Origin of the sequence: Mycobacterium sp., assembly GCF_036490025.1 — a bacterium.
GTDB lineage: Bacteria > Actinomycetota > Actinomycetes > Mycobacteriales > Mycobacteriaceae > Mycobacterium.
In genome coordinates, this window is the sequence record NZ_DASXEP010000180.1 from 24,769 (window position 1) to 36,331 (window position 11,563).

General features: G+C 66.4%; 12 protein-coding genes. 2 read left to right on the forward strand and 10 right to left on the reverse strand.

From position 1 onward, the window contains the following. Positions 1–18 precede the first annotated feature (18 nt). From VGG53_RS21365 to VGG53_RS21375, 3 genes are all read right to left on the reverse strand, one after another. The gene (locus VGG53_RS21365; RefSeq protein WP_331520107.1) at positions 19–1,368 is read right to left on the reverse strand and encodes a 3-oxoacid CoA-transferase; all 1,350 of its coding nucleotides are present in this window, start codon (positions 1,366–1,368) and stop codon (positions 19–21) included. Continuing rightward, on the reverse strand, positions 1,361–2,491 hold the full coding sequence (locus VGG53_RS21370; RefSeq protein ID WP_331520108.1) for a glycoside hydrolase family 76 protein: 1,131 nt from the start codon (positions 2,489–2,491) through the stop codon (positions 1,361–1,363). The genes VGG53_RS21365 and VGG53_RS21370 overlap by 8 nt, the downstream gene beginning before the upstream one ends. Before the next feature lie 81 nt (positions 2,492–2,572). Continuing rightward, the gene (locus VGG53_RS21375) at positions 2,573–2,866 is read right to left on the reverse strand and encodes a hypothetical protein (protein WP_331520109.1); all 294 of its coding nucleotides are present in this window, start codon (positions 2,864–2,866) and stop codon (positions 2,573–2,575) included. A gap of 147 nt (positions 2,867–3,013) precedes the next feature. Here VGG53_RS21375 and VGG53_RS21380 point away from each other — a divergent pair, with 147 nt between their 5' ends. Further along, positions 3,014–3,439, forward strand: coding sequence for a nuclear transport factor 2 family protein (locus tag VGG53_RS21380; protein WP_331520110.1), 426 nt, complete (start codon positions 3,014–3,016; stop codon positions 3,437–3,439). On the opposite strand, the gene VGG53_RS21385 is transcribed toward VGG53_RS21380, so the two are convergent. Continuing rightward, a complete protein-coding gene (locus VGG53_RS21385; RefSeq protein WP_331520111.1) occupies positions 3,427–6,066 on the reverse strand; it encodes a helix-turn-helix transcriptional regulator in 2,640 nt (879 codons plus the stop codon). The genes VGG53_RS21380 and VGG53_RS21385 overlap by 13 nt on opposite strands. A gap of 147 nt (positions 6,067–6,213) precedes the next feature. Between VGG53_RS21385 and VGG53_RS21390 the strand changes: the two genes are divergently transcribed. After that, complete coding sequence (locus tag VGG53_RS21390; protein WP_331520112.1) at positions 6,214–7,461, forward strand: cytochrome P450; 1,248 nt, start codon at positions 6,214–6,216, stop codon at positions 7,459–7,461. A gap of 12 nt (positions 7,462–7,473) precedes the next feature. Here the strand turns inward: VGG53_RS21390 and VGG53_RS21395 are convergent, their stop codons facing one another. From VGG53_RS21395 to VGG53_RS24100, 6 genes are all read right to left on the reverse strand, one after another. Beyond that, positions 7,474–8,175: an RNA methyltransferase gene (locus tag VGG53_RS21395; RefSeq protein WP_331520113.1), complete on the reverse strand. Its 702-nt coding sequence runs from the start codon at positions 8,173–8,175 to the stop codon at positions 7,474–7,476. Beyond that, the gene (locus tag VGG53_RS21400) at positions 8,172–9,044 is read right to left on the reverse strand and encodes a hypothetical protein (protein ID WP_331520114.1); all 873 of its coding nucleotides are present in this window, start codon (positions 9,042–9,044) and stop codon (positions 8,172–8,174) included. The genes VGG53_RS21395 and VGG53_RS21400 overlap by 4 nt, the downstream gene beginning before the upstream one ends. 24 nt (positions 9,045–9,068) lie before the next feature. Next, on the reverse strand, positions 9,069–9,608 hold the full coding sequence (gene pyrE / locus VGG53_RS21405; RefSeq protein ID WP_331520115.1) for an orotate phosphoribosyltransferase: 540 nt from the start codon (positions 9,606–9,608) through the stop codon (positions 9,069–9,071). Further along, positions 9,595–10,374 carry an SDR family oxidoreductase gene (locus VGG53_RS21410; protein ID WP_331520116.1) on the reverse strand — a complete coding sequence of 260 codons (780 nt, stop codon included), beginning with the start codon at positions 10,372–10,374 and terminating at the stop codon, positions 9,595–9,597. Before VGG53_RS21410 ends, pyrE begins: the two co-directional genes overlap by 14 nt. A gap of 45 nt (positions 10,375–10,419) precedes the next feature. Next, positions 10,420–11,292 carry a trehalose monomycolate transport factor TtfA gene (gene ttfA / locus VGG53_RS21415; protein ID WP_331520117.1) on the reverse strand — a complete coding sequence of 291 codons (873 nt, stop codon included), beginning with the start codon at positions 11,290–11,292 and terminating at the stop codon, positions 10,420–10,422. Between the two features lie 152 nt (positions 11,293–11,444). Continuing rightward, the coding region (locus VGG53_RS24100) for a hypothetical protein (RefSeq protein ID WP_414689025.1) at positions 11,445–11,563 on the reverse strand (119 nt) is incomplete at its 5' end.

Here is an 11,563-nt window from a genome sequence, read left to right on the forward strand (position 1 = left end):
GTCCAACATACGGCGGTTTCAGACCGCAACGTTGAAGTCACATCCGGTTTTCGCGCGGACATCGGCAACGCTGACTCCGGGATGCAATTCGATCAGTGTCAGGCCGCGTTCTGGCTCCACGTCGAAGACACACAGGTCGGTGATGATCATGTCCACCACATTCTTGCCGGTGACGGGCAGCGTGCATTGCTTGAGGATTTTCGGGCTGCCGTCTTTGGCGGTGTGATCCATCACGACGATCACCCGTTTGACGCCGGACACCAAATCCATTGCGCCGCCGGGTCCTTTGACCATCTTGGCGGGCACCATCCAGTTGGCCAGGTCGCCGTTCTCGGCGACCTCCAGGCCGCCCAGGATGGACAGGTCGATGTGGCCGCCGCGGATCATCGCGAAGGAGTCGGCGCTGCTGAAGAAGCTCGAACCCGGCAGGCTGGTGACGGTCTGCTTGCCGGCGTTGACCAGATCGGGGTCGACGGCGTCCTCGGCCGGATACGACCCGATGCCGAGCAGCCCGTTCTCCGACTGCAGCGTGACGCTGATGCTGTCCGGAATGAAGTTGGCCACCAACGTCGGAATCCCGATGCCCAGGTTCACGTAGTAGCCGTCGCGCAACTCCTGGGCCGCGCGTTGGGCCATCCGCTCGCGGATCGGGCTGTCGTTCTTGAGCGCCGCGCCGCCGCTGGTGGTACGGAACTCGACGCGCTTTTCATAGCCGGGGCCCTCGATGATGCGGTCCACGTAGATGCCCGGGGTGTGAATCAGGTCGGGCTCCAGTTCGCCGACCTCGACGAGTTCCTCCACTTCGGCGATGGTCACCGTGGCGCAGGTGGCGATCATCGGGTTGAAGTTGCGGGCCGTCTTGCGATAGATCAGGTTGCCCGCCTTGTCCCCTTTCCAGGCTTTGACGATGGCGACATCAGCCTGAATGCCTTCTTCCAGAACGTATTCCGTTCCGTCGAAGACCCGGGTGTCTTTGCCTTCGGCGAGGCTGGTGCCGTAGCCGGTGCGGGTATAGAAGCCGGGAATGCCTGCGCCGCCGGCACGCAACTTCTCCGCCAGGGTGCCCTGCGGCGTCAGCACCAGGTCCAGCTCGCCGGCCAGCACCTGGCGCTCGAATTCCTTGTTCTCGCCGACATAGGAGGCGATCACCTTGGTCACCTGACGCGCCTTGAGCAGCAACCCCATACCGAAATCGTCGACGCCGGCGTTGTTTCCGACGATCGTCAGATCCTTGACGCCGCTGTCCACCAGAGCCTGGATCAGGTTCTCCGGGATGCCACACAGACCGAAACCGCCTGCGGCGATGGTGATCCCGTCCTTCAACAGGCCGTGCAACGCCGACTCGGCATCGAGGTGGACTTTACTCATCAATGGTCCCTTCATTCTTGTCGTCGGCGGTCACTGCGTAGGCGGCCTCCATCAGCATCCAACCGGACAGCTGCACCGACAGGTCACGCTCGGGGATCTCCGAACCGGTGACCGCACCCCCGACGAACTGCGCTTGCTCGCCGCCGGCCCTGGGCAGTTCGGCTGCGCGATCCCAGAACGGCCCGAACAGCGGCAACCCCTCCACCGACTGGCGGTTGTCCCACGCCGATTGCGCTGAGGACAGCACGATTTTGCGGGCGGTTTCACGAGCCTGGACATCGGCCGCCGAATCCCCGGGCAGCGTGGTGGCGACCAACGCCAGGTAGCGCGCGGTGATGCCGGCGAACAGCCCGCCGTCACCCCCGCCGGAACCGCGCAGCACCCCACCGGGCGCCATGTGCTCGTCGACCGCGGCGACCAGGCGATGCACCCGCGGCGCATGCCGGTCGTCCTCGGTGCGGGCGGCCAGCTCAGTCTCCAGACCCAGCACCACGCCCTGGCAGTAGGTGTATTCGGCGCGGACCAGCGAACCCGCCTTGATGCCGTCGAACACCAGGTGCTGCTCGGGGTCGATCAGCGTGGCGTCGATCCAGTCCGCCATCTGCTGGGCCCTACGCAGCCGGTCGCCGTAGCGCGCGAGGAAGATGCCGGCCGGCCCGTTGGCCGGGGCATTGAAGAACTGGTCCTGTTTACGCCACGGGATGCCGCCGCCGTCCTCGGGGACCCACGCCTTGACCAGTTGATCGTTGAGCTTGTGCAACGCCCGCTTGCGGTCCACGCCCGCGATCCGGGACGCCCGCTCGAGCGCCAGCGCCAGCCAGGCCATGTCGTCGTAGTAGCTGTTGACCCAGGATCCGTTGTTACGCAGTCTGTGCGAACGGATCTGCCGCTCGATCTTGATGCGACGCTCGGGCTGCGGGTCGCGCTGCTCCGCGTCGACCAGGCAGTCCAGCAGATGCGCCTGCCACCAGTAATGCCAGCCGCCGAACCAGCGGTCGCGCCGGACCGGCGGCCAGGCCACCACACCGAGCTGCGTGCCGGGCAGTGCCCACAGCCGTTTCAGATGCCGCCCGGTGACAGCGGCCTCCGCGCTGACCGCCCGGTTGACCCATACCTGACCCATGTCTGCCGATCCTGCCCTACCCGGCGCACGGGGCGTTCGCGTGTTGGGTGATCAGCGCGTGGGCACGATGGGTTCAACCGATCAGAGGCGTTCCATCTCGCGTGCCATGCAGGCGGCTTCCAGAAATGCGTAGCGCTTCGGGTACTCGCGGCGCGTCCGGGGCTCACGCTGGGTCGACGACACACGCGTGCGGTTCAGAGCCGCAAGCAGGACGTGGGTCGCCTCGAACCACCGGCGGCGGGTGGCCGGTCGTGCGCGCAGCGCTACCGCCGTGCTGAGCGCGACCTCGTGTTCGGTGACGAGGATTGGTGCAGGCGATACCAATCGCTCTTCGATCTCATCAAGGGTTCTGACTGCAAGGCTTTCGGTGAGCATTTGATCCCTCCATCGGTCACGTCCGGTACTGGAATCGTCGATCGCCGGCTATCGCTCGACGTCAGTGGTGCACTACTGATATTTCGCAGCGTTGCGGCGTGATACCACAGAGACGCGGATCAGTAGTCGTAGCTTGAGGCCGGGGCCATGAGCCAGGAGGCGGCGATGGACAACAGCCAGATGCAAGCGCTGGTGGACAGCCACATGACGGCAGAAAATCACGGCGATATCGACGGGGCGGTGACGGTGTACACCAACGACGTCGAGCACGACGTCGTCGGATTCCCCAACAGCCCGAGTCGCGGTAAGGACGCGGCGCGCGACTTCTACGCCTACCTGACCGCCAACTTCCGCAGCGAGAGTTGGGACGTCGTGCGCCAGTTTCTCGCCGACGACGCGATGGTCCTCGAGCAGCTCATGACGGGTACGGTCATTGGATCATTGCTTGGGCTTCCAGGTAACGGACGGCGCATTAGTTTTCGGATGCTGCACGTCTTTGAATTCCGCGACGGGCTGATCAGCCGCGAGAACATCTGGCTGGATGCGGCCGCGGTGGCCGATCAGTTGAGTTGACGCGACCCGTTGTCGCCACGTCTTTGTTGGCGTCGAGGCAACAGCGCCGCGAGCTCGTCGCGGTTGCTCGTACCGGTCTTGGCCATCGCCTTGTAGATGTGGCTTTCGACGGTGCGGACCGACAGTGTCAACCTGGTGGCGATATCGCGGTTGGACAGCCCCTCACCGGTGAGCATCACGATTTCTCGTTCACGGTCGGTCAGCGGCAACCGTTCGGCAGCTTTGTGCAGGGCCGGCGTGCGGGCGCCGCCGCATTGCTCGGCCAATGCTTCGGCCCTGGCCGAGTGTCCCAACGCCGATCCACGTAAGTCCTGGTGGCGGTAGGCGATGGCGGCGTGCGCCGCCGCGTCGACGGCAGCAATGAGGTCGCCCATGTCTTCGAATCCCGCTGATACCGCCGCTAATTCGGCACCGTCGCCGTCATGCAGCGCTTCAGCGAACCGGGCCGCTACCCCGGCCCGCGGCCCTTCGACGATCGCTTCAAGCTGACGCAATCGAGGCCCGCAGGAACGATCCCCGAACTGGGTGGCTATCTGTAAGCACATTACTTCGGGCGCGAATTGTCCATTGGCTCCGGCTGTTTCGGCAGCAGCAAGCGAGATTGCGATCGCCTCGCTTACTGCGCCCTGTGCAGCGGCCACCCATGCCTTGGCGATCGCGTACTCGTAGTCGAGGTACCGCCAGCTGGGATGGCGCTGCTTTTCCAGGGTGACGAGCCGGACCGCCGCCTCCTCCGTTGAGCCGCGCAGCGCCAGCGCCGTCGTCAGCGGAATCTGGCATCGATAACCCCACCCGTTGGAATCTGTGTCGACACTTACGGTTTCGATGGATTCGGTCAGCAGGGAAATCGCGGCGCGGAGTCGGCCGGAACCAAGCGCCACTCTGCCCACCGCGACAGAGCCGACTTGGAAAGATTGAAATGCCTGGAACTCGATCTGGCGTTGTCGTATCGTCTCCGCCGGTGCTTCGGCATCAGCGATTCGGCCAGCTAAAAGCAAGGCGCTGATATGGGCGTCGGTGATGATGACGAACGAGCGGATCGGAACCGGGTAGCCGGCCTTTGCCGCTACCACGGCTTCGTCGGCGCGGCCCGATTCTCCGAATGCAAGGGCAAGGGCCCAGGCGGTCACCCGCTGGGCGACGAGATCGGGCAGCTCCGTCCAGGTGAACTTGCCTGATGACTCGATGGCCGCGTCCGGCTTGCCCATAGCCGCCCAGTACACCGTCAGAAACGCGTCGATGCAGCTGCGAGCCTGCGACCCCGCGGCGTGGGATGCATCATCGATGAGCGTCTTTGCGCCTACCGGGTCGGCGAGGGTGAACAGCCGGTTGGTGGCCTGTAGAAAGGCCACCCGCCCGCGCACTGCGTCGGCCAACTGGCCGGCCTGGATGTCGGCGAGCAGAGTGTCGGCTTCCCGCCCGCGACCCGTACACGACAAGGCATAGGCGCGAATGAGTTTCGCTTCGGCCGCCCCTCCAGCGACGATTGCTGCTGCCGTGAGCCGATCAGCGAGCGGAAATTCCCATAGCCAGACCGCGCCGCGGGCCGCCCGAACAAACAGGTCTGGATCGGGCTCGAGGTCGGAGTCGAGAATCAGCGTGGCGCGGCGCACAACCGTGCCCATGTCGTCATGGTCGCCGGACGCGGCCAGTTCGGCGGCGACGAGTCCACGCAGCCGTCTCAGCCGGGTGGGAGCAGCGCGGTTGCGGCGCACCTCGCCGTATAGCGGGTGCGCCAACCGTGCCTCGACCCGATCGCCCGTTTGGTCGAGAGCGATGAGACCGCGCATGTCGGCCTGCTCGACCGCGGCCGGATGAGCAATCCTGGTCAGCGACCCGAGTTCGATGGGTTCGCCGACGGCCAGGGCGTCGATCACGTCGCTAACCTCGCCGGGAAGGCCTCCGATGCGTTCTTCGATCAGTTCGACCAGGCTGGGCGGTAGCACCGGATCACCGAGCCAGCGCCAATACCCGTCCTGCATTGTGAGTCGGTTATCAGCAACCTCCTGCTCGACGATATTGCGCAGATACAAGGGGTTGCCGCGAGTCAACGTCCACAGCCGCTCCGCGGCCTGCGGGTCCAGCGGGCCGCCCAGGGTTGCCGAGATGAGCGGGGTTATGTCGTTTTCGGACAAGGGTTGTAGGTCGAGGCGGTCGAACTGTCCGCCGTTCCATAGCTCCCGCGTCGCGGTAGGGACCGGTTCTCCTGCGCGGATGGTGAGGACCACCTTCGCGGCGCGGCGCTGAATGATCTGGTGCACAACGAACGTCGACAGATCGTCGAGCAGGGCCGCATCATCGACGCCCAGAACCACTGTGCTGCCCGGAGACGATGATGTCAGCGAGGCGATCACGCCGCGGATCAATTCAAGGTTGTCGTCGACGGCAGGCTCTGCCCATGAGGAGACCGCCCCGAGCGGAATCGACCGCGCCGAGGATGTGCCCACTATCCAACGGAGCTCACAGCCCTGCGACGCGGCAGAATTCAGCGCTTCACGGGCGATTCGGCTCTTCCCCACGCCGGCCGCCCCGCAAACCACGATCCCGGACGAGTCCGAGTCGAAAATCGCGGCTTCAATAAGTCGCTGTTCATTCGAGCGGCCGGTCAACGGCCACGTCAACCGCACCCACACAGCCTAGAAGCGGCAGCCCGCACGGTCAGGCGAAAAATCAGTATCCGTCTACTGACATGTGCTTGCCGTCTCGGAGCAACGATGGCGTCGCGGTTAGCAACCGCTAACGCACAGCCGGCTTGTTGCGAGCGAGGAGTCGTTATGACCGTCGACACGATGCCCCTACGCGCTTGTCCCAACGTCTTCGACGCGGGGCTGCCCATCTTGGCCTACGAGCAGTTGGATGATCCTGAAGAAGCGCACCGCCTCATCGCGGCGGCCCGGGATCGCGCGCCGATCGCCATCGGTACCCATGGTCCGGAAATTCTGCGCTACGACCTGGTTCGTACGGTGCTGCGCGACCCACGGTTTCGCATGCCCAAGGGAATGTTCCTGGCCGGTCAAGGCATCACGTCGGGCGCGATATGGGACCGTGTCACCGCGAGTCTGATCAGTCTCGACGGAGACGAGCACCATCGCCTGCGTCGGTTGGTATCGAAGGCGTTCACACCTCGGGCCACCGCGCGGCTGCGCTCGACGATCATCGATCTCATCACCGAACTCATTGAACGCCAGGCGATCCGCGGGCGCTGCGACGTGGTGACCGACATCGCGCGTCAATATCCGATACCGATTATCTGCGCACTGCTCGGCGCGCCAGCCGCGGATTGGAAGCTGTTCTCGGACTGGACCGACGACATCTTCAAGGCGTTCAGCTGGAACGTCGCCGCCGAGTCGGAGTCCATCCTGGCGGCATGGGAGGCCGTCGACGACTACGTCGACGCCATGGTCGCCGACCGCCGCGACACGCTGACCGACGACCTGATCTCCGAGCTGATCCGCGCCGAACACGACGGCGACCACCTCAACACCGACGAGTTGCGCATGCTGGTGGTGGGTCTGCTGATTGCCGGCACGGACACCACTCGAAACCAGCTCGCCGCCGCGGTGCAGGTGCTCTGCGACCATCCCGACCAGTGGGCACTCCTGGGGCGAGACCCCGAGTTGGCCGCCAACGCGGTCGAGGAAACCATGCGGCACTCCCCCATCGCCTGGGGCACCTTGCGCGTCGCTCTGGAGGATGTCGAACTCGCCGAAGTCATCATTCCGGCCGGCACACTGGTCGTCGCCAATACCGCCTCGGCCAACCGGGATCCCGCCGTCTACGACAATCCCGACCGACTCGACATCACCCGAGATGGCGCGCACCCGATGCAGACCTTTGGTGCCGGCATGCATTACTGCCTGGGTGCTAACCTCGCCCGGCTCGAACTCGCCGAGGCCCTGACGGTGATGACACAGCGAATGCCAAATGCCCGGCGAACCGGACCGGCCCCGTGGAAACCCCTGACCGCGTTGACTGGACCGGCCACTCTGCCAATCGAATTCGATCCCGCGCCCACGCGCTAGGGGATCGGGCCGCTACCAAGCTCTTTCGATGTTTCCGTGTTGGCTGATCCAGGTGTGCATGGCGATCCCCGCGGCGACCGCGACGTTGATGCTGCGCGTCGACCCGAACTGCGCGATCGACACCGTCAGCGCGGCACCGGCGCGGGCGTCGGCACTGATGCCGGGGCCTTCCTGGCCGAACAGCAGCAGGCAGTCCCGCGGCAGCGTCGTCTGTTCCAGCCGCGCCGCGCCCGGCACGATGTCGACGGCGACCACGGTCAGACCCGCCGCGGAGGCGAAGCTCAGCAGCTCGGCGGTGTGGTCGTGGTGCCGGAGTCGCTGGTAGCGATCGGTGACCATGGCGCCGCGGCGATTCCACCGGCGCCGGCCGACGATGTGCACGGTGTCGACGGCGAATGCGTTGGCGGTGCGGACCACACCGCCGATGTTGGCGTCATGCCCGAAGTTCTCGATCGCGATATGGAGCGGGTGGCGGCGTTTGTCTATGTCGGCGACGATCGCCTCGCGTGTCCAGTACCGGTAGGCGTCGACGACGTTGCGGCTGTCGCCGTCGCGCAGCAGCGCTGGGTCATACCGCGGGTCGTCGGGCACCGGACCGTCCCAGGGGCCGACTCCGCTTGCCGGAACACCCCATTCGGTGGGGCCTGGCTCGGTTGTGTCCTCGCGACGATGCGGGCCGGAATGGCCCGAGGAGGAGCGGGGCGAATCGGTCACCTGATCGTCCAAACTGCGGCGTGGGTACCCACGATCGCGACGGTCGCGTACAGCAACGCCTCGTTGAGGTCGCCCTGGGTGCACAGCGACGCACTGACGTGCACAGCGTCCAACGACGCCTCGGGCAGGATCAGCACCGATGAGCCGTAGGCCGAGCAGGCCGCGCTCAGCCCGGGGGCCGGCAGGGCCGGCGACGCGAGCAACATCATCGGGCCGCCGCGGGCGGCGGAGTCGTCGCGATATTTGGCCGCGATGGCGTCGGCCTCCAATCCGAGCAGCATGTAACCGCTGCCGGTGAACGCGGCCGGGTCGCCGAGCGAGGCCTGGGTGAGCTGGGTGCCGTCGGCCCGCCACGCGGCCACGCTGGTGGTCTTGACCACCAGGCCGGTGTCGCTCTGCTTGGTCGGCAGCAGCCCGACCGGGAACGCCGCCGGGTAGGCCGCCGCAGTGTCGGGGATCCGGTCGCGGGACGAGTAGAGATACACCCCGCGAACCGCGGCACGGTCCTTCATCGGACCCAGGCACACCGTGCCGGTCAGCCGCGTACCACCGGGAGCGGAAAGTGATTGAATGACAAGGTTTTTCACACCGTCGCAACTGCCGATACCGGCGGCTTCCATCGGATGCCCCAACGCGCCGTACAACCCGAAGCGGATATCGCGGGCATCGGCATGGGGTTTCGCCGGGTCCGTCGGCGCCCCGTCGACGTCGACCAGCACATAGTCGTCTTGCCAGCGCAGGTTCGATACCGAGGTGTTCCAGCCCAGCACTGCCAGCGACTCGCCCACCCGGGCGCCGGGCGCGCCGTACACCTGTTGTCGCGCAGCCGAATTCGAACACGCACAAGCCAGCGTCAAGGTCGCGACCATCGCGATGAGAGTGCGCACGGCGGGCTAACTCAGCCCGAGATCCGCCAGCCCCAGCACGCTGCGGTACGCGACGCCCTCGGCTTCGATGGCTTCGGCCGCACCGGTGGCGCGGTCGACCACCGTCGCCACGCCGACCACCTGCCCACCGCCATCGCGTACGGCGCGCACCGCGGTCAGCGCCGACGCGCCGGTGGTGCTGGTGTCCTCGACTACCAGGACCCGCTGGCCGGAGATGTCGGGCCCTTCGATAAGACGTTGCATGCCATGGGTTTTCACGGATTTCCGGACGACGAACGCGTCGATGGGGCGACCAGGTGCGTGCATGACGGCGGTGGCAACCGGATCGGCGCCCAGAGTCAGGCCGCCGACCGCGGCGTAGTCCCAGTCGGCGGTGAGTTCACGGACCAGCCGGCCGATCAACGGGGCGGCCCGGTGATGCAGAGTGGCGCGGCGCAGGTCGACGTAGTAGTCGGCCTCCTTGCCCGACGACAACGTGACGCGGCCGTGCACCACTGCCAACCGACTTACCAGGTCGGCCAACTCGGCGAGCTCAGGTACGGCCACGGCCCCGACCGAAGACACTCGTGGCGGCGCGCGCCAGTGTTCGCGGCACCATCCGGGTCGCGGTGATGATCGCTCGGTACTGCACGCCGGGAATGATGACCACCTTGCCGCCGGCGACGCCGGCCAGGCTTTCGCGCACCACGTCGTCGACCTCGAGCCACATGAACGACGGCAGAGACTTCATGTCGATGCCGGCCCGGTCGTGAAATTCGGTGTGCACATAGCCCGGGCACACCACGTGCATGCCGACACCGGTGCCTCGGAGCCCGACGGCCAGCCCCTCGGTGAAGGACACCACCCAGGCCTTCGAGGCCGAATAGGTTGATCCCCGCCCGGACAACAGCCCCGCCACGCTGGCGACGTTGATGACGGTGCCGGCTCCGGCGTCGATCATCGCCGGCAACGCGGCCCGGGTCAGCTGCATGATCGCGGTGACATTGACGTCCAGCTGCCGTTGCAGCTTCGCGGGGTCGGCGGTCCAGAATTCGCCGGACGTGCCGAAACCGGCGTTGTTCACCAGCACATCGAGGCCACCGGCGGCCAACCGCTCGGCGACGTTGTCGCGGCCGGCGGCCTCGGCGAGATCGGCGGGGAGCACCTCGACGTTCCGCCCGCCCTCGTGGGACAGCTCGGCGGCCAGCGCCATGAGGCGGTCGACGTCGCGGGATACCAGCACCAGGTCGTAGCCATCGGCGGCATAGCGACGCGCGAAGCCTTCGCCGATACCGGAGGTGGGCCCGGTGATCAGGGCGACGCGGCGCGGCATGACCGACAGCGTAGCGAAGCGCCGCAGCGACTCAGAACGCGAGGATCAGCGCTGGTGATGGGCGGCCTGGTGGCCGTTTCGACCCGGCGGTGGGCGCCGCGCTGACGCATCGCCGGCCGGTGGGCGGTGAGCCGGCTCCTGGCGTGCGGCCGATGGTGTCGCAGCGCCGCGGGACGCTGTCCCGCCCTCCCGGGAAAAGGCCTCGGGCTGGCGCGGCGGCACTTCTGCCCGGCCGGCCGGGGCAAGCGGACGGCTCGGTGCCGCTGTGCGGCGTCCCGCCGGTTGGGGCCCGGTCCCTGCCGACTGTGGCACCGGCGGCAACACCCGCAGCAGGTCGTTGAATTGGCGCACCGTGCGCAGGCCCTCGTCCCACTGGGCGCGTGTGCTGCCGATCGGCATGCTGACCAGCGTCCAGTTCTGCTCGTTCCACATGATCTCGGCGCAGTCGGGGGCGGTGTGCGCAAAGGTGACCATGCGGCGATCGCAGGCGCGACGGGCGGCGTCCAGGTTGGTTGAGTACACCATCCGCGGCCCGATCGCTCCGAGCAGCCATATGTCGTTCTCCCGAGGCTCTTTGAGGCCTTTTAGCCGCACGTCGACGACGACGTTGGTGCCCACCTTGCGATGCAGGGCGATCACGGTGGCGACTTCCTCGAGATCGAAGATGAAGACGGCCTCGCCGCGGATCTGGCCCAACACGACGTTGCGCGCCGGAATATTGCTACCGACTGTCGACATCACGCCGCGCTTCCAGCGCTTGAGGATCTCGGTGGATTCCTGCTCGTAGTCGAATCCGTGTGAACGTGCCCACGACCTACGGCGCCGGCCTCGTCCCCGGCGGCGGTCGATGTCGATGTACAGCAACACCGCCGCCCCGACGAAGCACAGCGCGGAGAGCGTAAACCAAAGCGGAACCATCGCCACGTAGCCTAGCTGCTACTCCCCCCCAAGCGGGAATGCCAGCAGGTCACAACAGAATTAAAGTTTGCTACCGCTTCGGATGCGCCGAACGTCGACTTGTTGGGCAGTCCGCCAGGCATGCCCACAACAAGTCGACGTTCGAGCGCACATCAACCCAAAACGAGCGAGTCGCCGTCGGCGCTGACGTTGACCGGCACGGTGTCGCCGTCGTGCACGTCACCGGCCAGCAGCATCTTGGCCAGCTGGTCGCCGATGGCCTGCTGCACCA

Coding starts and splice junctions, on each gene's coding strand:
- VGG53_RS21400 (WP_331520114.1), bottom strand. CDS start 9,044: ATGGTCGCGACCTTGACGCTGGCTTGTGCGTGTTCGAATTCGGCTGCG.
- VGG53_RS21380 (WP_331520110.1), top strand. CDS start 3,014: ATGAGCCAGGAGGCGGCGATGGACAACAGCCAGATGCAAGCGCTGGTG.
- VGG53_RS21375 (WP_331520109.1), bottom strand. CDS start 2,866: ATGCTCACCGAAAGCCTTGCAGTCAGAACCCTTGATGAGATCGAAGAG.
- ttfA (WP_331520117.1), bottom strand. CDS start 11,292: ATGGTTCCGCTTTGGTTTACGCTCTCCGCGCTGTGCTTCGTCGGGGCG.
- VGG53_RS21370 (WP_331520108.1), bottom strand. CDS start 2,491: ATGGGTCAGGTATGGGTCAACCGGGCGGTCAGCGCGGAGGCCGCTGTC.
- VGG53_RS21410 (WP_331520116.1), bottom strand. CDS start 10,374: ATGCCGCGCCGCGTCGCCCTGATCACCGGGCCCACCTCCGGTATCGGC.
- VGG53_RS21390 (WP_331520112.1), top strand. CDS start 6,214: ATGACCGTCGACACGATGCCCCTACGCGCTTGTCCCAACGTCTTCGAC.
- VGG53_RS21365 (WP_331520107.1), bottom strand. CDS start 1,368: ATGAGTAAAGTCCACCTCGATGCCGAGTCGGCGTTGCACGGCCTGTTG.